Source organism: Enterobacter cloacae complex sp. P47BA (genome assembly GCF_014930485.1).
Taxonomy (GTDB): Bacteria; Pseudomonadota; Gammaproteobacteria; order Enterobacterales; family Enterobacteriaceae; genus Enterobacter; species Enterobacter bugandensis.
The window spans coordinates 45,449-64,515 of record NZ_JADBRF010000017.1 but is presented as its reverse complement, the minus strand read 5'-3'; the positions used below and the strand labels follow the sequence as shown (position 1 = coordinate 64,515).

Annotated in this window: 17 protein-coding genes and 1 other annotated feature; of the genes, 3 read left to right on the top strand and 14 right to left on the bottom strand. The window is 57.4% G+C overall.

Going from position 1 to position 19,067, the window contains the following annotated elements; genetic code table 11:
• Positions 1-75: 75 nt before the first annotated feature.
• Both IM299_RS17125 and IM299_RS17120 read right to left on the bottom strand, forming a co-directional pair.
• Entirely contained in the window at positions 76-1,398 is a 1,323-nt protein-coding gene (locus IM299_RS17125) for a 6-phospho-alpha-glucosidase (RefSeq protein WP_041911724.1), read from the bottom strand.
• On the bottom strand, positions 1,395-3,017 hold the full coding sequence (locus tag IM299_RS17120; RefSeq protein ID WP_193357847.1) for an alpha-glucoside-specific PTS transporter subunit IIBC: 1,623 nt from the start codon (positions 3,015-3,017) through the stop codon (positions 1,395-1,397). The genes IM299_RS17125 and IM299_RS17120 overlap by 4 nt, the downstream gene beginning before the upstream one ends.
• A gap of 221 nt (positions 3,018-3,238) precedes the next feature.
• Here IM299_RS17120 and IM299_RS17115 point away from each other — a divergent pair, with 221 nt between their 5' ends.
• Positions 3,239-3,985 carry a GntR family transcriptional regulator gene (locus IM299_RS17115; protein WP_028014945.1) on the top strand — a complete coding sequence of 249 codons (747 nt, stop codon included), beginning with the start codon at positions 3,239-3,241 and terminating at the stop codon, positions 3,983-3,985.
• On the opposite strand, the gene IM299_RS17110 is transcribed toward IM299_RS17115, so the two are convergent.
• The 3 genes from IM299_RS17110 to ibpA all read right to left on the bottom strand — a co-directional run bounded on the left by IM299_RS17110 (position 3,953) and on the right by ibpA (position 6,719).
• Positions 3,953-5,614 (bottom strand): putative transporter, encoded by a 1,662-nt coding sequence (locus IM299_RS17110; RefSeq protein ID WP_028014944.1) that lies wholly within the window; start codon positions 5,612-5,614, stop codon positions 3,953-3,955. The two genes, IM299_RS17115 and IM299_RS17110, sit on opposite strands and share 33 nt — an antisense overlap.
• 129 nt (positions 5,615-5,743) lie before the next feature.
• Complete coding sequence (gene ibpB / locus IM299_RS17105) at positions 5,744-6,172, bottom strand: small heat shock chaperone IbpB (protein ID WP_028014943.1); 429 nt, start codon at positions 6,170-6,172, stop codon at positions 5,744-5,746.
• A gap of 136 nt (positions 6,173-6,308) precedes the next feature.
• Positions 6,309-6,719, bottom strand: a complete 411-nt coding sequence (gene ibpA / locus IM299_RS17100; RefSeq protein WP_008500162.1) for a small heat shock chaperone IbpA — start codon at positions 6,717-6,719, stop codon at positions 6,309-6,311.
• Positions 6,713-6,784: a sequence feature (ROSE (Repression Of Heat Shock gene Expression) occurs in the 5'-region of heat shock genes and acts as an RNA thermometer to modulate expression.), on the bottom strand. (Overlaps the previous gene by 7 nt.)
• A gap of 250 nt (positions 6,785-7,034) precedes the next feature.
• Between ibpA and IM299_RS17095 the strand changes: the two genes are divergently transcribed.
• Entirely contained in the window at positions 7,035-7,367 is a 333-nt protein-coding gene (locus tag IM299_RS17095) for a YceK/YidQ family lipoprotein (protein WP_014881914.1), read from the top strand.
• Here the strand turns inward: IM299_RS17095 and IM299_RS17090 are convergent.
• From IM299_RS17090 to IM299_RS17055, 8 genes are all read right to left on the bottom strand, one after another.
• On the bottom strand, positions 7,364-8,593 hold the full coding sequence (locus IM299_RS17090; RefSeq protein WP_193357846.1) for a DUF3748 domain-containing protein: 1,230 nt from the start codon (positions 8,591-8,593) through the stop codon (positions 7,364-7,366). The genes IM299_RS17095 and IM299_RS17090 overlap by 4 nt on opposite strands.
• A 51-nt stretch (positions 8,594-8,644) precedes the next feature.
• A complete protein-coding gene (locus IM299_RS17085) occupies positions 8,645-9,982 on the bottom strand; it encodes an MFS transporter (protein ID WP_080350606.1) in 1,338 nt (445 codons plus the stop codon).
• A 78-nt stretch (positions 9,983-10,060) separates the two neighbouring features.
• Complete coding sequence (gene dgoD / locus IM299_RS17080; RefSeq protein ID WP_028014940.1) at positions 10,061-11,209, bottom strand: galactonate dehydratase; 1,149 nt, start codon at positions 11,207-11,209, stop codon at positions 10,061-10,063.
• Positions 11,206-11,823: a 2-dehydro-3-deoxy-6-phosphogalactonate aldolase gene (locus IM299_RS17075; RefSeq protein WP_041911729.1), complete on the bottom strand. Its 618-nt coding sequence runs from the start codon at positions 11,821-11,823 to the stop codon at positions 11,206-11,208. The genes dgoD and IM299_RS17075 overlap by 4 nt, the downstream gene beginning before the upstream one ends.
• Positions 11,807-12,685: a 2-dehydro-3-deoxygalactonokinase gene (locus IM299_RS17070; RefSeq protein ID WP_193357845.1), complete on the bottom strand. Its 879-nt coding sequence runs from the start codon at positions 12,683-12,685 to the stop codon at positions 11,807-11,809. The genes IM299_RS17075 and IM299_RS17070 overlap by 17 nt, the downstream gene beginning before the upstream one ends.
• Positions 12,682-13,371, bottom strand: coding sequence for a D-galactonate utilization transcriptional regulator DgoR (gene dgoR / locus IM299_RS17065; protein ID WP_003861109.1), 690 nt, complete (start codon positions 13,369-13,371; stop codon positions 12,682-12,684). The genes IM299_RS17070 and dgoR overlap by 4 nt, the downstream gene beginning before the upstream one ends.
• Before the next feature lie 226 nt (positions 13,372-13,597).
• Complete coding sequence (gene yidA / locus IM299_RS17060) at positions 13,598-14,410, bottom strand: sugar-phosphatase (RefSeq protein WP_047363227.1); 813 nt, start codon at positions 14,408-14,410, stop codon at positions 13,598-13,600.
• 115 nt (positions 14,411-14,525) lie between these two features.
• Positions 14,526-15,551 (bottom strand): NAD(P)-dependent alcohol dehydrogenase, encoded by a 1,026-nt coding sequence (locus tag IM299_RS17055; RefSeq protein ID WP_193357844.1) that lies wholly within the window; start codon positions 15,549-15,551, stop codon positions 14,526-14,528.
• Between the two features lie 109 nt (positions 15,552-15,660).
• Between IM299_RS17055 and IM299_RS17050 the strand changes: the two genes are divergently transcribed.
• Complete coding sequence (locus tag IM299_RS17050; RefSeq protein ID WP_045630889.1) at positions 15,661-16,596, top strand: LysR family transcriptional regulator; 936 nt, start codon at positions 15,661-15,663, stop codon at positions 16,594-16,596.
• A 34-nt stretch (positions 16,597-16,630) separates the two neighbouring features.
• Here the strand turns inward: IM299_RS17050 and gyrB are convergent, their stop codons facing one another.
• Positions 16,631-19,042 (bottom strand): DNA topoisomerase (ATP-hydrolyzing) subunit B, encoded by a 2,412-nt coding sequence (gyrB, locus tag IM299_RS17045; RefSeq protein ID WP_028014934.1) that lies wholly within the window; start codon positions 19,040-19,042, stop codon positions 16,631-16,633.
• Positions 19,043-19,067 lie beyond the last annotated feature (25 nt).

The following is a 19,067-nucleotide window of genomic DNA, read 5'->3' as shown; positions in this document are numbered from 1 at the left end:
CTACGGGCAGGCTTCAGCATAGCGTAAATCGACAAGGACAAGGAGACCGGCATCGGGCGATGCCGGTCAGGACGATTAATGCAGCTCTGGCCAGTACTCTTTGTTGGCCTCGATCAGGTCATCCAGAATCGCTTTCGCGACGGAGGCGCTCGGCACGGTTTTCGACAGGGTAATGGCCTGCCAGAGCTTCTGGTACGAGCGCTGCTCCCAGGCATCCACCACCAGTTTTTCCACCGCCACCTGCTGGCTCATCAGCCCTTTCTGGAAGTGCGGAATATCGCCCACCGTAAGCGGCTCCGGTCCGTTATGGCCCACCAGGCACGGGATCTCCACCATCGCGTCAGCATCAAAGTTATGGATGGCACCGTTGTTTGGCACTATCAGCAGCATCCGCTCCTGGGTGTTAAAGGCAATCGCAGTCGCCAGATCGACGATGTACGACGCATGTTCGTCGATTTCCAGCTCACCGGCGGCGGAGTTGCCGGCTTCGATAATCGCCCGACAGGCGCTAAACACATGCTTCTCACGGTGATCCATAACTTCATTGGCGCGGGTCCGTTCCGGGTTGGAATGCGCGACCACGTAGTCCGGGAACAGGTAATACTTCAGGTAGGTGTTCGGCATGGTGTCCGGATCCAGCGCCTGCACGTCTTTAGCTTTGGCAAAGGTATCGTTCCAGCTCGCTTCGGTATGCGCATCTTCCGAAGGCGGAACATAGCCGTTTTTCGCCACGTATTCGCGCAGCTTCGGCATCAGATCGGTGCCGTTCAGGTCTTCAATCGACGTCCACCAGCCGAAGTGGTTCAGGCCGTAGTAGCGCACGCGCATCTCTTTGCGGTCTTTCAGGCCGACAATCTGCGCCATGCGCCCTTCAATGCCGATCGGCATATCGCAGATGTTGAGGATTTTAGCGTTCGGACGCAGGCGGCGCGTGGCTTCTGCGACAATCGCCGCCGGGTTGGAGTAGTTCAGCATCCACGCGTTCGGGGAGTACTGCTCCATATAATCCACCAGCTCCAGCACGCCGCCGATAGAGCGCATGCCGTAAGAGATACCGCCCGGTCCGCAGGTTTCCTGGCCCAGCACGCCGTGGCGCAGCGGGATTTTTTCATCTTTTTCGCGCATCGGGTATTTGCCCACGCGGATGTGCGCCATCACGAAATCGACATCGGTAAACGCCGCTTTAGGATCGGTGGTGTAGCTGAATTCAATCTCCGGGGCCTGCTCCTTAAGGATGATTCTGCACGCTTCGGCGATGGTCTCCTGACGCGCGCCATCGTTGTCATAGAACTTCAGGGCGCGCAGCGGGAAACGGTCACGGTTGGCTAACAGCATCAGGACGATACCAGGCGTAAAGGTGCTGCCGCCGCCTGCAATGACAACTGAGAATTTTTTCATGATATAGCCTCTGTCAGGGTGGTTTGTTCATTTGTTAAAGGAGTTTTCATCAGCGATTCCAGCTGGTCGCGCACCTGAGGAACGTGCAGGCCGACAATCACCTGAATGCCGTTGCCGCGTCGCACTACGCCGTGTGCGCCCAGGGCTTTGAAGACGTCGTCGCTTTGGGTTTTCGCCATATCCACCAGCGCGATACGCAGGCGGGTGGCGCAGTTATTGATGCTTTCGATATTTGTTGCACCGCCGAGCGCCTGCAGGAATCCGGCGGCTTGCCCAACCTGCTGGCTGGCCGCCGCCGGGGCGGTGGTTTGCCCGCGCGCCGCCTTATAGTCGGCCTTGCTGTAGAGTTTGATTTCGCTCTCTTCCCGGCCCGGCGTTTTCAGGTTCAGACGCTCAATCAGCGTTTTGAAGATCACGAAGTAGATGCCGGTGAAGCAGATGCCAATGCCGATCTGGGTGAACACCGTCGAGGCGTGGTTATGGAACATCGGGATCCAGTTTTGCGGCAGGAACTGGTCCAGCAGGCCGCCGCCCATGTTCCCCACGACGCCGAAGGCGTACATCACCGTCGCCATGGTGGCCGCCAGCACGGCGTGCACGGCGAACAGCAGCGGCGAGATAAACAGGAAGGTGAACTCAAGCGGTTCGGTAATGCCCACCAGCACGGCGGTGAGCGTGGCCGGAACCAGCAGGCCCGCCACCTTGACGCGATTTTCTGGCGACGCGGTGTACCAGATAGCGAAGGCAATCCCGACCGAGCCAAACACTTTTGAGTTGCCGTGCAGTGCAAAGCCACCTTCCGGGAAGAGGGTCTTCAGCGGCAGGGTGCTCTGGCTGAATTCCTGCAGATGCTGCGCCCAGTAGACCTGAATACCGCCCTCCACCGCCGCCGGGCCGAAGATGAACGGACCGTAGACGAAGTGATGCAGGCCAGTTGGGATCAGAATGCGTTCCAGGAAGGTATACACCCACACGCCCAGCGCACCGGCAGAGCGCAGGAACGCCTGCAGGGACTCAATACCCATCTGCACCTTCGGCCAGCCCAGCAGCGTCAGCCAGGCACAGGGGATCATCACGAAGAACGCGAGGATAACGACAAACGAGCTGCCCTGGAAAATCCCCAGAAAGACCGGCAGCGGCTTGTCGAAATAGCGGTTGTGGATGGCGGTGACGATGCCTGAGATCACGATGGCACCGATGATGCTGGTATCGAGTGTTTTGATCCCGGCAATCATCGCCAGCCCGCTTCCCGCCGTCGGTTCGGCGGAGAAGTCGACGCCAAAGAAAGGCCCCCAGGTCATGCCCATCGCGTTAATGAAGTAGTTCCAGGTCAGGAAGCTAATCAGCACCGCCAGGCAGGCGCGACCCTGGGCCTGCTTCGCCAGCCCAATCGGCAGGCCGACGGCAAAAATCAGCGGCATATTGCGAAACACCGCCCAGCCGCCCTCTTCAATGATGTGAACGATCTGCGCGAAAAGATGATCGGGGGCGGTTAAGGCTTCGCCGACAAACAGCGGGTTGCGAAGCATGATGGCGATTCCCACCACGATCCCGGCAAACGGAAACAGCAACACCGGGGTAAACATGGCACCGCCAAAACGTTGTATTTGACTGAGCATTTTTAAATCCTCACGTAACAACCTGTAGGGGTAGAGGCCTTTATGGTTTTGTGCTGGCCTGAGGTGAGCATAAGAACTTACTGATGCGCGAACATGGCGTGCCGCTGCGATTCGTGATCGCATTCATGGTTTTATTTTGACCAGTCAGGTCTACTTCTTGCGGTAAATATGGACATGTCAGGACGCATTCCACGCCCTGATAAGGGCAGAGAGGTCTACTGGTGATCTACAAATCAATTGCTGACAGGTTGCGGCTGCGGCTGAATTCATCGGACTACAACATCGGCAGCCCGCTGCCTGGTGAAAAAGCGCTGGCGCAGGAGTTTGGCGTGGCGCGCATGACCATCCGCAAGGCGCTGGATCTGCTGGTGAGCTGGGGGCTGGTTGAGCGCCGGCACGGCAGCGGAACGTTTGTCTCGCGCAAAGACGTTCACCACGAAACCACTAACCTGACCGGGCTGGTGGAGGTGCTGCGTCAGCAGGGAAAAGAGGTGCAGAGCAAGGTGCTGCAGTTCGAAGTGATGCCCGCCCCGCCCGCCATCGCCAGCCAGCTGCGGATCCAGGTGGATGAGCGGATCTACTTTTCACGGCGGGTGCGCTACGTGGACGGAAAGCCGCTGATGCTGGAAGACAGCTTTATGCCGGTGAAGCTGTTCCGCAACCTGTCGCTGGCGCATCTTGAGGGGTCTAAGTTTGATTACATTGAGAAGGAGTGCGGGATCACCATCAGCGGCAACTACGAGAGCCTGACGCCGGTGCTGGCAGATAAACAGCTGGCCGGTTATATGAATCTGCCGGAACAGACGCCGCTGCTGCGAATTACCTCTCTCTCCTACAGCGACAGCGGCGAGTTCCTCAATTATTCCGTGATGTTCCGAAATACCAGCGATTACCAGGTGGACTACCATCTGCGGCGCATCCACCCGGAAGAGCTGCTAGCCCATCCCCCAGAACAGCACCGCCAGTAGCTGCGGTGTGATGATGCGCAGGAACATCACCAGCGGGTATACGGTGGCATAGGAGAGCGCGGCCGCGCCGCTGGTGGCGTGCAGGTTGTTGGCAAAAGCGAGCGCTGGCGGGTCGGTCATGGAGCCCGCCAGCATGCCGCACAGCGTCAGGTAGTTCATTTTGGCGAACATCCGCGCCAGGATTGCCACCGTCAGCAGCGGGATCGCCGTGATAAAGATGCCGTAGCCGACCCAGCTCATCCCTTCGCCCTTGACCAGGGTATCGACAAAATCCCCGCCGGACTTCAGCCCGACAACCGCCAGGAACAGCACGATGCCCAACTCGCGCAGCGCCAGGTTAGCGCTCGGCGGCATAAACCAGTAGAGCTTCCCGATACAGCCGATACGCCCGAGGATCAGCGCCATAATCAGCGGCCCGCCCGCCAGGCCGAGCTTGAGCGCCACCGGGAAGCCCGGCACGTACAGCGGAATAGAGCCGAGCAGCACGCCAAGCCCGATGCCGATAAACACCGGCAGCATCTGCACCTGCTGCAGTTTTTGCTGGGCGTTGCCCACCATGTCCGCTACGGCATCGATGGACGACGGGCGTCCGACCAGGTTGAGGATATCCCCGAACTGCAGGCTGGCCTCCGGGCTGGCAACCAGTTCGACGCCCGCACGGTTGAGGCGGGAGATGACCACGTCGTAGCGCTCTTTTACCTGCAGATCGCGTATTTTTTTGCCCAGAACGTGCTCGTTGGTCACCACAACGCGCTCGACGCGCATATCGGTGCCACGGGTTGAGAGCGAAGTATCCACTTCCTGACCAATCACCAGCCGCGCGTTGTTTAAATCCCCCGGCTGGCCGACCAGGTGCAGCAGGTCACCCTGCTGGATCATCGTGCCGGGCGCAGGAACCATCAGCACGTCGTCGCGCTTAAGGCGGGAACAGATAATATTGGCGCTGTTCAGGATCGGTACGTCCTGAATCGCCATATTGTTCAGGTTGGGGTTATCGACGCGAATGTTGATGGTTTTGATCGGCATGTGGCCATTGGTGAGCGTGGTTTCGTGATCCTTCGCCTCTTTGTCGACGTTAACGCGAAACAGGACGCGGACCAGCCACATGGAGAGCAGAATGCCGCAAATCCCAAACGGATAGGCCATGGCGTAGCTCATCCCCATTTGGTCGACAATGCCGGGTTCAATGCCCAAATCGCGAAGGATTTGCTGCCCGGCTCCGAGCGCCGGCGTGTTGGTAACCGCACCGGAAAAAATGCCCAGCACCACGGGCAGCGGGATAGCAAAGATTTTGTGCAGGATCGCGGTGACCAGCCCGCCCATCACCACAATGCCGAGGGCAAACAGATTGAGCCGTAGCCCGGAGACGCGCAGGGAAGCGAAAAAGCCCGGCCCAACCTGAATCCCGATGGTGTAGACGAAGAGGATCAGGCCGAACTCCTGAATAAAGTGGAGCATATCGGCGCTGAGAACCAGCCCGAGCTTGTCAGCAAAATGCCCGACAAAAATGCCGCCAAACAGCACCCCGCCAATTCCAAACCCGACGCCACGGATTTTGATATTGCCAATCCATAGCCCTACAACCGCGGCCAGGGCCAACACGCTTACGGTTAACGCGATATCACTCATGATCCACATCCTTGGCATAACCTTAGTTATAACAAGGATTTTCTCAGAGCCGGATGCGGTTGTATGGGCGATGGCGCACAAAAAAGCCCTGCTGGAGCAGGGCTTTGTGCAGTCTGTGAGTAAAGCGGATTAGCTGTTCAACGCCGGCCGCTCGCTAATGGCGATACGCTGCGGCGCGATGGCTTCCGGCACGTTACGGATAAGATCGATATGCAGCAGCCCGTTGGTAAACGTCGCACCGGACACTTCCATATGGTCTGCCAGGGTAAAGCTCAGGCTAAACGGCTGATTAACCAGACCCTGATGCAGCCACCGGGTTTCGGTCTCTTGTTTTTCCGGCGTACCCTTCACGGTCAGGCGCGCGCCTTCAAGCTGGATATCCAGATCTTCCTGGCGGAACCCGGCCAGCGCAAGGGTGATGCGATAGTGGTTATCGTCGCTTTTTTCAATGTTGTACGGCGGAAATGTCTGTTGCTCGGTGGTGCTTTGCAGGGCATTAGCCAGTTTGTCAAAACCAATCCACTGACGCAGCAGGGGGGATAAATCATAGTTACGCATACTAAATCTCCTTCTGAGAAGCGAGTTCGGCACAGTTTAATTTTGTGCACAGTTGTTCCTGCAAATCCGGATGGATTCGCATATGCTCCCGTTACGGCAAGCAAGTCTGGGTGGGCCGCTCGCGCGACCCGCATAATTAGTTAATTTCGATACGACGCGGTTTTTTCTCTTCCGGAATCACGCGTTCCAGTTCGATAAACAGCAGGCCGTTAACCAGGTTCGCGCCTTTAACGTGAATGTTCTCGGCTAACTGGAACTTGCGTTCAAAGTTGCGCTCGGCGATGCCCTGGTAAAGGTAGGTACGTTCTTTCTGCTCGGCCGTATGGGAACCTTTCACCACCAGCAGGTTGTCCTGCGCGGTGATTTCCAGCTCGTTTTCTGCAAAACCGGCGACGGCAATGGCGATGCGGTAGTGGTTTTCGTCAACCAGCTCAACATTGTATGGAGGGTAGCCGTTGCTCTGGCTTTGGTTATTTTCTAAATGGTTAAACAGGCGGTCAAAACCAATTGCAGAACGGTATAGCGGAGAAAGATCGAAGTTACGCATAGATAATACTCCTGAAATCAGCGAGAAATTGTAGCCTTCCACCATGGACAGGCCTTTGCGCCCCCGAGCACCCATCAGGCGTGTTCGTTATCGGGTCACATTCTTAAAATGGGTCTGGAACCGGGCTTTTCAAGACTATTTAGGCGAGATTTTTTTGCACTTTGCTGGTTGTCGCATAGACTCTGGGACAACAGCACAAAGAGTTAAATTGCGATGGCTGCCACAGTGCGGGGTTATCGGGCTATTCATTTCGGATAAGGCTCGCTATAACCCTGAGTTGCAGGTCTATGCAGTGCCATTAACGATGACTGAGTGATGATGAAAAATGTTCTGATAAAGCTGACGACGTTCAGCGGGGTGGTTTTACTTTGCGGGTGTTCGAGCGTGATGTCTCACACCGGCGGTAAAGAAGGAACATATCCGGGGACGCGCGCCAGCGCGGCGATGATCTCCGATGACGATACGAACTGGGGCACCAAATCCCTGGTTATCCTGGATATGCCCTTTACAGCAGTGGCGGATACGCTTCTGCTGCCGTGGGATGTATTCCGTAAGGACGATTCCGTGCGCTCACGGGTAGAGAAAAGCGAGCAGGAAAATCTGGCGACAAACGCCGTTATCCCGCCCGCTGAGATGCCGCCGCGCTAGTCCTGCGCGGTTTCCGTTACCCAAAGCTGACGGAAACCGCCCGTCTCTTGCATCCACGCAATAAAGCGCCCGTCCGGGGAAAACACGACCGCATCAGCAGACGGCGGATTGCCGTGATCGGACGTCAAAAACGTCACTTCTCCACTCTTCGCGTCACAGCAGGCGATTCGGTTTTCAAGCACAAATCCCAGCATGTTCCCGGAAGGGTGCCAGTTAAACGCAGACTGAATACCGCTCCCGGTGCGCGTCAACTGGCGCGGCTCGCCGCCCTCAGGAGAGATCAGCCACAGCTGCACAATGCCGTTATCATCCCGCATCAGAAACGCGATTTGCGTCCCCTGGGGGTTACTGCGCACCCAGTGACGCGGCACGTTCACCACACCCGGGTAGGCCCTCTGGTGGGTAAAGGTCAGACGACGCTGCTTCACCCCGGCAGGCGGCGCTGGCAGGGTGTCTGGGGTGCCCTGCAGCGGCGCATCGCCCGCTTGTTTCCAGCCCTGCTCGCCTTCTGGCAGGTTAACAATAAACAGTTCAGGCACTTTTTCGCCCTGCGCGGAGAGGGTGTCGCCGATAAACGCCAGCCTGTTGTTGCCCACCCAGCCCTCTTCGTAGGCGCGGTTGATTTCATCGCTGCCCGGCTGCGGGTTGGGTGTTGTGCGGCTGACCAGCACGCTCCAGAACGTGCCTGAATATTCACGTGGATGATTCCCCTGCGGGTTCACCGGGCCAAACGGTGCCGCCACGCCGACGTTGCGTAAATCGAGCTTCGGATCGCGCTCATGTAAAACATGGTCGTTATAGGTGAAGCTGACGAACCGCCCGTTCGGGCTAAAGACGTGCACGTGGCTGCCGCCGCGCAGCGCGCCTGCGGTATAAGGCGCGGTGATATCCATCGCGTCCAGGTTGCTCACCTGACCGTGATGCACAATCACACCCTGACGATGATGAAAATCGTAGTGCCAGCCAGCATCCGGGTTTTTCGGACCGTGGATAAAGACGTATTTTTCCTGTGCCGGATGAACGGTCACCACGCCGACATGCGCGCCGTCAGTGGCGCGATAGACCACCTCCACCTCACCCGTAACGACGTTGACCTGCTCAATGGTTTCGCCGGTAAATGACGCGCCTGACGGGCGCACGTCGTAGACCAGCCACTGGCTGTCCGGCGTCCAGGTATTGATGTTGGTCAGCTGGTGGTTGCGGGAAGCGAAGGTGATTTGTTTCATGAGGATACCCTGATGCACGGTGAGTGCATCAGGGTAAAACATCCGCAGGGATTAGCCTACTCGTTTCACATCGCCCACCAGCAGGATGTAGGAGAGTGCCCCGATCAGCGCCACGGCAGAGATGTAGACCAGCGCCGGGCCGAAGCCGTAGTCCTGCGCCAGGTAGCCGATGACCAGCGGTACGGTGATCCCGCCCAGTCCGCCGACAAAGTTGAACACACCGCCGGTCAGGCCAATCAGCCGCATCGGCGCAAGGGACGACACCAGCGACCAGGTGATAGAGGCGAAACCGTTACCAAAGAACGCCACCGCCATCAGGGCCATAATCCACACCGGATCGTTGGTGTAGTTGGCACCCATGATGCAGGTTGAGATCAGCAAGCCGCAGATAATCGGCGTTTTACGCGCCACGCCCAGTGAGTATCCTTTTTTCACCAGCTTATCGGCCAGCCAGCCGGAGAGCAGCACGCCGAAAAATGCGGCGAGGAACGGCACGGTAGTCATAAAGCCCGCCTTCAGCGCCGCGATCCCCTTTTCCTGGGTCAGGTAGTTCGGGAACCAGGTGAGGAAGAACCACAGCGTAGAAGTAACCGCGAACTGACCCAGATAAACGCCCACCAGCTTACGGTGGAAGACCAGCTTCCAGTCCGCTTTGGTCAGCGGCTGGCGCGCCTCTTTTTTCACCGGCGCATCACCATCCACCAGACCGCCACCGTCGCGGATGTAGTCCAGCTCGGCCCTGGTGATACTTTTGGTCAGACGCGGCGGCTGGTAGACCTTGAACCAGATGAGCGACCAGATAATGCCAATCCCGCCGGTGACGATGAACACCCAGTGCCAGCTCAGCAGCTCCTGGATCCAGATCAGCAGCGGCGTCAGGAACGCCAGGCCGACAAACTGGCCAGAGGTGTAAAAACCAACGGCGGACGCGCGCTCGTGTTCCGGGAACCAGCTGGTCACCATACGGTTGTTGGTCGGAAACGCGGGCGCTTCGAAAACCCCGGTGATGGCACGCAGGCCAATCAGCGACATCAGCCCGGTGGCGAAGCCCTGGAATAGGGTCGCCACGGACCAGCCTAATATGGCGATAAAGTAGGTCAGACGTGAACCCACGCGGTCAAGAAACCAGCCGCCGGGGATCTGACAGAGCGTATACAGCCAGGCAAACGCCGAGAAGACGTAGCCCATTTCCGCTTTGGTGATGCCAAACTCTTCCTGAATATGGGCCGATGCCACGGCAAGGTTGGCGCGGTCGACATAGCAAATGACCACGGTAATAAAGATCATCATCAGCGTCAGGTAGCGGCGACGCCCGATTTTTGTAGCGGTAACTGGAATATCCATCGCAATCTGTCTCCAGATTTTGGGCATAGCGAAGCCGCTCACCATGCCCTGTAATTTACAGAGGGTTATATTTTTGTATGTATGATTTTTGCCCGGAGGCTTACCGGGTCTACGGGATGGCGATTACCATTCCGCTACGCTGCCGTCCTCATGACGCCACAGCGGGTTTCGCCAGTCCGGCGCATTCTTACTCAGCTCAATGACTTTAGCTTCGTCAATTTCCACGCCAAGGCCCGGCTTCGTAAGCGGTTTAAAGAAACCGCCTTCCATGCAGAAGTCTTCTTTATTTTTCACAAAATCGAGCAGTTCCGCGCCCTTGTTATAGTGAATCCCCATGCTCTGTTCCTGGAACACCGCATTGCGGGAGACGAAGTCGACGTGCAGGCAGGCCGCCAGCGCGATTGGGCCGAGCGGGCAGTGCGGCGCCAGCGCCACATCGTAAGCTTCTGCCATCCCGGCAATTTTGTAGCATTCGGTGATGCCGCCCGCATGAGAAAGGTCCGGCTGTAGGATCGCTATGCCGCCCGCTTCAAGTACGCGTTTAAACTCGAAGCGCGAGAACATACGTTCACCCGCCGCGATAGGAATGTGGGTCTGTTCAGCTAACTTCGGATAGTACTCCGCCTGCTCGGCCAGCACCGGCTCTTCGATAAACAGCGGGCGATACGGCTCAAGCTCTTTAATCAGCACTTTGGCCATCGGTGCGCTGACGCGGCCGTGGAAATCCAGGCCAAACTCAATCTCGTTGCCGAAGGCTTCACGAATTTGCGCCACGGTATTGACCGCCCGGTCTACCGCACGCGAATTGTCGATAACGCCCATCTCTTCGCAGCCGTTGAGCTTGAAGGTGTCAAAGCCGATATTGCGCAACTGCGTGATGCCGTCGATCACTTCCGCAGGGCGGTCGCCGCCCACCCAGCTGTAGGCTTTGATTTTGTCACGCACCAGGCCGCCCATTAATTGCCAGACCGGGGCATTCAGCACTTTGCCCTTGATATCCCACAGCGCCTGGTCGATACCGGCGATGGCGCTCATCAGGATCGGACCGCCACGGTAAAATCCCGCGCGGTACATCACCTGCCACAGGTCGTTAATGCGCGCCGGATCCTGACCAATCAGGTATTCGCCCAGCTCGTGTACTGCCGCTTCAACGGTGCGCGCGCGCCCTTCAATCACCGGTTCGCCCCAGCCTACAACCCCTTCATCGGTTTCGATTTTCAGGAACATCCAGCGCGGGGGTAAACGGTACGTGGTGAGTTTGGTTATTTTCATTTCACTGCCTCTCGATACGCTTTCACAAATGCTGCCGCCTGCTGTGCGGTACGTTCCACGGACTGTCCAGCACGATAAAGATCGCTACCCAACCCTGCGCCCACACAGCCAGCGCTCATCCACTGGCCCAGGTTTTCTGGCGTTACGCCGCCCACGGCAAAGACCGGCACGCTGGCGGGCAATACCGCTTTCAACGCCTTGATGTAGTCCGGTCCAAAAGCCGATGACGGGAAAATTTTGAGCGACTGCGCGCCCGCATCAAGGGCAGTAAAGGCTTCCGTGGCGGTGGCGCAGCCCGGGCAGACCGTCATGCCGTAACCCACCGCGCGGCGGATCACCTCAGGCTGAATATTGGGCGTGACGATAAGCCTGCAGCCCATCTTTGCCAGCCGATCGACCTGCTCAGGCTGTAACACGGTGCCTGCGCCAATCAGCGCCTTATCGCCGAAAACCTCGACCACGGCCGGAATGCTTTTTTCCCAGTCGGGCGAGTTGAGCGGGATTTCTACCGCGTCGAATCCGGCGTCGATAACCGCGCCGACGTGGTCTAACGCCTCATCGGGCGTGATGCCGCGCAAAATCGCGATAAGGGGAAGATCAGTTTGCCACTGCATGAGCGATGCTCCTTATTCCTGCCTGAAATGCCGTGTCGCCGGATACCGTCGAAACATCACGCCCAACGGCGCGAAATGCCTGTTCGTAGCGCGACATTAGCGATGCGCCTGCGACAATCGTAATGGCCTGCTCGTGCGCGATGAACTCACGCATGCTGGCGACCTCTGCGCCAATCAGCAGGCCGGAGAGAAACTCGCTGACCTGCTCGCGCGGGAGAAGTCCCAGCACGTGCGAGGCGCGAACCTCAAAAAGCTGCGGCAACACATCAGGGGAGGCGATCCCACGTTCAAGCCCGGCGGAAAACGCCTCTGACGAGGATTCCTGCTCAGGTAAACCGGCCCCGACCAGCGAATGGTTGAGCAGCAAATGGTGCAGCTCGCCGGTCATTACGGTGCGAAAATCGTGGATTTGCTCAGCGTCAGCCTGGACCCACTTACAGTGCGTGCCGGGCATGACGTAGACAGAAGAAGGAGAGAGAGAGCGCGCGCCAAGCAGCTGCGTCTCTTCGCCGCGCATCACGTTGTGGTTATCGTCGCGAGAGACGCTCAAACCGGGAATAATCCAAATATTGTCGCCAACGGACGTTAACTGCTCGCCAATAGCGGAGAAATGGACGGGAACCGGCAGATAAGGTGCAATTTTCCAGCCTACGTTACTGCCCACCATTCCCGCCATTACCACTGGCGTGGCGCTGTCGCGCCAGTTTTGTGTGACCTCTGCTAACACCGCCTCGGGGGATTTACCGTTCAGGCGCGTCACGCCTGCTTCTGATTGCCTGCTCTCCAGGCACTGCTCGCCCTGATAAAGCCAGGCGCGCAGATTGGTCGATCCCCAGTCAATTGCGATGTAGCGAGATGTCATGTGATTTCCTTCAGCCTTCGTGTCGAGCTGGCAATCATGGTAAGTGCCGCCTGCTCTGCCGCATCGCCGTCCTGATGCCGTATCGCATCGAACAGCGCTTTATGTTCCTGGAGCGTTTTTGGCATGTTGGCCTCATCACCCATCCAGGTACGTTCAAATACCGCTCGCTGTAGCGAGCTGATCGCCACGCTAAGCTGCTGTAATACCGGGTTATGCACCGACTGCAGCACCGCTTCGTGGTAGCGAATGTCCGCCTCGTTGAACGCCTCCCGGTTCTGGTTATTGGCGATCATGTCGTTTAAAGCCGATTCAATCTGGGCCAAATCACCGGAGGTCGCGCGTTCCGCCGCCCAGCGCGCAATTGCCGGCTCCACCAGGTTTCGAACTTCACTCATCGCGCCGATAAGCCGCGGGTCGTAGTCGTTTTCCAGCACCCACTGCAGCACGTCGGTATCGAGGTAGTTCCACTGGTTGCGCGGAGCAACAAACGCGCCGCGATAGCGCTTCATTTCAATCAGCCGCTTCGCCATCAGCGAGCGGAACACTTCCCGGATGATGTTGCGCGAGGTTTCAAACTCCTCGCACAGTTCAGCCTCTGCAGGGAGCGGCGAACCGGGAACGTATTTACCGCCCACAATCTGGGTGCCCAGCGTAATAACGATGCGATCGGTTTTATTGAGAGTCATGGAGAGTCCTTGTGCTCTGTATGTCCATCACTACTTTACCGCGACCGCTGAATTTCGCCTCACTTTTGCAGTACAAACGTGAGGCCATTCGTCTTTTCCGTGGTAACAATGTAGTACAATCAGTTAATGTTGTACTACAATCAAGATCACAAAAAGAACAATTCGATAAATTCAGGGCAAAAAAAAGCCCCGGTTGATAACCGGGGCTGATGATTGTAAATAAGCGTTACTGCAGCACAAACTTCTCGATCGCGTAGGCAACGCCGTCTTCCAGGTTAGATTTGGTGACGAAATCAGCCACCTCTTTCACCGAAGGAATGGCGTTATCCATTGCCACGCCAACGCCCGCGAATTCAATCATCGCGATGTCGTTTTCCTGGTCGCCGAGCGCCATGATTTCTTCCTGCTTAATCCCTAACGCATCAGCAAGTGATTTCACGCCGGTGCCCTTATTGACGCGTTTATCGAGGATTTCGAGGAAGTACGGCGCGCTTTTCAGCACGGTGTACTTCTCTTTTACCTCCGCCGGAATGCGCGCGATGGCTTTATCCAGGATCTCCGGCTCGTCGATCATCATCACCTTCAGGAACTGCGTCGCCGGATCCATTTTCTCGGCTTCACAGAACACCAGCGGAATGGTCGCAACGTAGGATTCATGCACCGTGTAGTAGCTGATATCACGGTTGGCGGTGTAGAGCGTATTGCGATCGAGCGCGTGGAAGTGGGAGCCCACTTCACGGGACAGTTTTTCGAGGAACAGGTAGTCATCATAGCTCAGCGCAGTTTGCGCAACCGTGCTGCCGTCTGCGGCTTTCTGCACCAGCGCGCCGTTATAGGTGATGCAGTAATCGCCCGGCTGATTCATGTGCAGCTCTTTCAGGTAGCTGTGTACGCCCGCATACGGACGCCCCGTGGTCAGAACCACATTCACGCCCTTCGCACGTGCGGCGGCGATCGCGTTTTTAACGGCAGGAGAGATAGTGTGGTCTGGCAGCAGCAGCGTGCCGTCCATATCGATTGCAATGAGTTTGATAGCCATGAGTTCCCCGGGATAAATGAGTGCTACCTCATGCTAACGCGATTAAGCACACAAAAATAGAGCTACATTGCGCAACAGAAACACCCCTTTTACGCTTAACCCGGGGAACGACGACTTACTCGCGGGTGAGAACAATTTTACCGAATGCGCCGCGATCCAGATGTTCAAGGGCCTGTTCAAGCTCGTTAAAACGGTAGCGATGCTCAATCACCGGCTTCAGTCCCGTGACGTCAACAGCACGGACGAAATCCTCCAGCGCCCGGCGGTGTCCCACGCCAATCCCCTGAATGACGGGGGATTTCAGCAGCAGCTCACCAGCAGGCAGCGAAATATCAGTCCCGGCCAGCACGCCAATGACGGAGATACGCCCATGAACGGCAACGGCACGCAGGGAATGCTTCAGGTTTTCCCCACCTACGGTTTCGATAATATGGTCGATGCCGCGATCCTGAGTCAGCGCCAATGCCTCTTCAGCCCAGTCACTCTTCAGGCGGTTAACGCCCTGGCTGGCACCCAGTTTTTTGGCGAGCGCCAGCTTTTCATCGCTCCCGGACGTGACAATAACCTCTGCGCCGTGCGCTTTTGCAATTTGCAGGGCGAAAATCGCCACGCCGCCCGTCCCCTGTACCAGCACCGATTGCCCGGCGCGGATCTGACCCCGCTCCACCAGCGCGAACCAGGCGGTAAGCCCTGCGCAGGGTAACGTGCTGGCCTCTGCGTCATTCAGAGTTTCCGGAGAGGCTACCAGCGCGTTTTCATTTACAACCACATATTCGGCCAGCATGCCCTGGAAATAGCCGCCGGACGTTTTGTAGGGCAAATCACGCGCGTCTGCCTGCGGCTTGCCGTCGATCCACTCCGGGAAGAAGGTTGAAATGACGCGAGCGCCGGGTTTGAAACGCGTGACACCTTCACCTACGCTTTCCACCACGCCCGCCATGTCAGACGCCGGGGTGAACGGGAAGGAAAGCGGAATCGGCATCGTGCCTTCGATAACCATTTTATCCCGGTAGTTGAGCGCAACGGCATTTACCCGCACGCGAACCTCACCGGGGCCTGGCTGTGAAACCGATTCATGAATGAGTTTGAGATTCTCGCGCCCGAGGGCGTTCATTGACCAGCGCTGCATTGTCTCTGTCATTTTTTCCTCCTGCCATCAGATAAGCTTCAGTAATGACAGTCTACCGTTGACTCCTCGTCACCAGTGGCGATAAGTTTTCTCTTCATTGACGCCTGAATGGATACAAACCGTGACCGATACGCTGAAAGATATTCCTGTTTTTGTCGCTGCCGTGGAGGCAGGAAGCTTTGCGCAGGCCGCAGTTCGCCTGCACCTGTCGCGCTCTGCGGTGGGTAAAAGCATTGCTCGACTTGAGGAACGTCTGGGAGTGCGGCTGTTTCAGCGCACCACCCGCAGCCAGCGGCTCACCGATAACGGCGCCCTGTTCTACGAGCGCTGCCTGCGCGCGCTGGAGGAGATCAGGAGCGCGGAATCCCTGCTGGAAACGGGGAAACATCAGATCAACGGTCGGCTTCGTGTTGCCATGCCGGTGCTGTTTGGACGCCAGTGCGTCGCGCCGCTGCTGATTGAACTGGCGCAGGAACACCCTGGGCTTGAGCTTGAAATGTCGTTCAGCGACCGCGTGGTGGATCTGGTCGAGGAAGGCTTCGATATGGCGGTACGTAACGGCACGCTGCAGGACAGCAGCGTGCTGGTAGCCAGAAAGCTGGGAGAACACCGCATGGTCCTGTGCGCCTCGCCCGACTATCTGCAAAAAAGAGGTCATCCAGACGCTGTGGATGATTTATCCCGGCACGCGGCCATTAACTATCTGCGCGCAGGCCGCGTGCTATCCTGGCAGCTTATGGACAGCGACGGAACGCCGCGCACGTTTACGCCGCGGTCATCACTCAATATGGATGATTTGCAGGCCATCTGCGACGCGGCGGTGACCGGGCACGGCATTGCCTGGCTCCCCTGCTGGATGGCCATCAAAGAAATTCATCAGGGAAAGCTTGTCCCGCTCTTTAAGCAGGCGCCGGATGTCCATTTTGACGTCCATGCCGTCTGGCAACAGACGCCGTACCTGCCCCTGAGGGTAAGAATGGCCATAGATGCGCTGGCGAGCCGTTTACCGGCGGCGATGTCGCTGGACATTCCTGCGCCCATAAAAAAGCCGCGCTAAAAGCGCGGCCAGTTTTCATGCGGGATAGCGACTGTTAAATATCGATATTCGCCGCTTTTAGCGCGTTCTCTTCAATGAACGCACGACGTGGTTCTACCGCATCGCCCATCAGGGTGGTGAACAGCTGATCCGCTGCAATCGCGTCTTTAACGGTGACGCGCAGCATGCGACGGCTTTCCGGATCCATGGTGGTTTCCCACAGCTGATCCGGGTTCATTTCGCCCAGACCTTTATAACGCTGGATAGACAGACCACGACGGGATTCTTTCACCAGCCAGTCCAGCGCCTGCTCGAAGCTTGCTACCGGCTGACGACGCTCGCCACGTTCGATGAAGGCATCGTCTTCGATCAGGCCGCGCAGCTTCTCGCCGAGGGTGCAGATGCGGCGGTATTCCGGGCCAGTCACGAATTCGTGCTCCAGCGGGTAGTCGGTGTCGACGCCGTGAGTACGCACGCGAACAATCGGCTCAAACTGCTGTGCCGCATTCTGTTGAACGTCGAACTTCCACTGGCTGCCGTGCTGCTCTTTCTCGTTCAGCTCGCTCACCAGGGTATTCACCCAGCGGGTCACGGCCTGCTCGTTGCTCAGATCGGCTTCGGTCAGGGTTGGCTGATAGACCAGCTCCTTCAGCAGCGCTTTTGGATAGCGGCGTTCCATACGGCCAATCATTTTCTGCGTGGCGTTGAACTCGGAGACCAGACGCTCCAGCGGCTCGCCTGCCAGTGCCGGCGCGCTGGAGTTCGCGTGCAGGGTCGCGCCATCAAGGGCGATCGCGATTTGGTACTGATCCATCGCATCGTCATCTTTAATGTACTGTTCCTGCTTGCCTTTCTTCACCTTGTACAGCGGCGGCTGCGCAATGTAGACGTGGCCGCGCTCAACGATTTCAGGCATCTGACGATAGAAGAAGGTCAACAGCAGCGTACGGATGTGCGAGCCGTCGACGTCCGCATCGGTCATGATGATGATGCTGTGATAGCGCAGCTTGTCCGGGTTGTACTCGTCGCGGCCAATGCCGCAGCCGAGCGCGGTGATGAGCGTCGCCACTTCCTGAGAAGAGAGCATCTTGTCGAAGCGCGCTTTCTCAACGTTGAGGATTTTACCCTTCAGCGGCAGGATCGCCTGGTTCTTACGGTTACGGCCCTGCTTCGCAGAACCGCCCGCGGAGTCCCCTTCCACGAGGTACAGTTCGGACAGCGCCGGGTCACGTTCCTGACAGTCAGCCAGCTTGCCCGGCAGGCCTGCCAGGTCCAGCGCGCCTTTACGACGGGTCATTTCACGGGCTTTACGCGCCGCTTCACGGGCACGTGCCGCATCGATAATTTTGCCCACCACGATTTTCGCGTCGTTCGGGTTTTCCAGCAGGTATTCGCTCAGCAGTTCGTTCATCTGCTGCTCAACCGCCGATTTCACCTCAGAAGAAACCAGCTTGTCTTTGGTCTGTGAGGAGAACTTCGGATCCGGCACCTTCACGGAAACCACGGCAATCAGGCCTTCACGGGCATCGTCACCGGTGGCGCTGACTTTCGCTTTTTTGCTGTAGCCTTCTTTGTCCATGTAGGCGTTCAGGGTACGGGTCATCGCCGCGCGGAAGCCCGCAAGGTGAGTACCGCCGTCGCGCTGCGGAATGTTGTTGGTGAAGCAGTAGATGTTTTCCTGGAAACCGTCGTTCCACTGCAGCGCCACTTCCACGCCGATACCGTCTTTTTCGGTGGAGAAATAGAAGATATTCGGGTGAATTGGCGTTTTGTTCTTGTTCAGATACTCAACAAACGCCTTGATACCGCCTTCGTAGTGGAAGTGGTCTTCTTTATTGTCGCGTTTGTCGCGCAGGCGAATAGAGACGCCGGAGTTCAGGAACGACAGTTCACGCAGGCGCTTCGCCAGGATGTCGTACTCGAACTCGGTGACGTTGGTGAAGGTTTCAAGGCTCGGCCAGAAACGCACCATGGTACCGGTTTTATCGGTATCACCGGTAACGGCCAGCGGGGCTTCAGGCACGCCGTGCTGATAGATCTGACGGTGAATTTTGCCTTCGCGCTGAATAACCAGCTCCAGCTTTTGCGACAGGGCGTTTACTACGGAAACGCCTACGCCGTGCAGGCCGCCGGAAACCTTATAGGAGTTATCGTCGAACTTACCGCCTGCGTGCAGTACGGTCATGATCACTTCCGCAGCCGATACGCCCTCTTCCGGGTGAATACCGGTTGGAATGCCACGGCCGTCATCGGTAACGGAGACGGAGTTGTCCGCATGGATGGTGACCACGATGTCTTTACAGTGACCCGCGAGCGCTTCGTCGATAGCGTTATCTACCACCTCGAATACCATGTGGTGCAGACCGGTGCCGTCATCCGTGTCGCCGATATACATACCCGGGCGCTTACGCACCGCATCCAGCCCTTTCAGGACTTTGATACTGGAGGAGTCATAAGAATTCGACATCAACGTTTCTCGCTCATTTCAACTT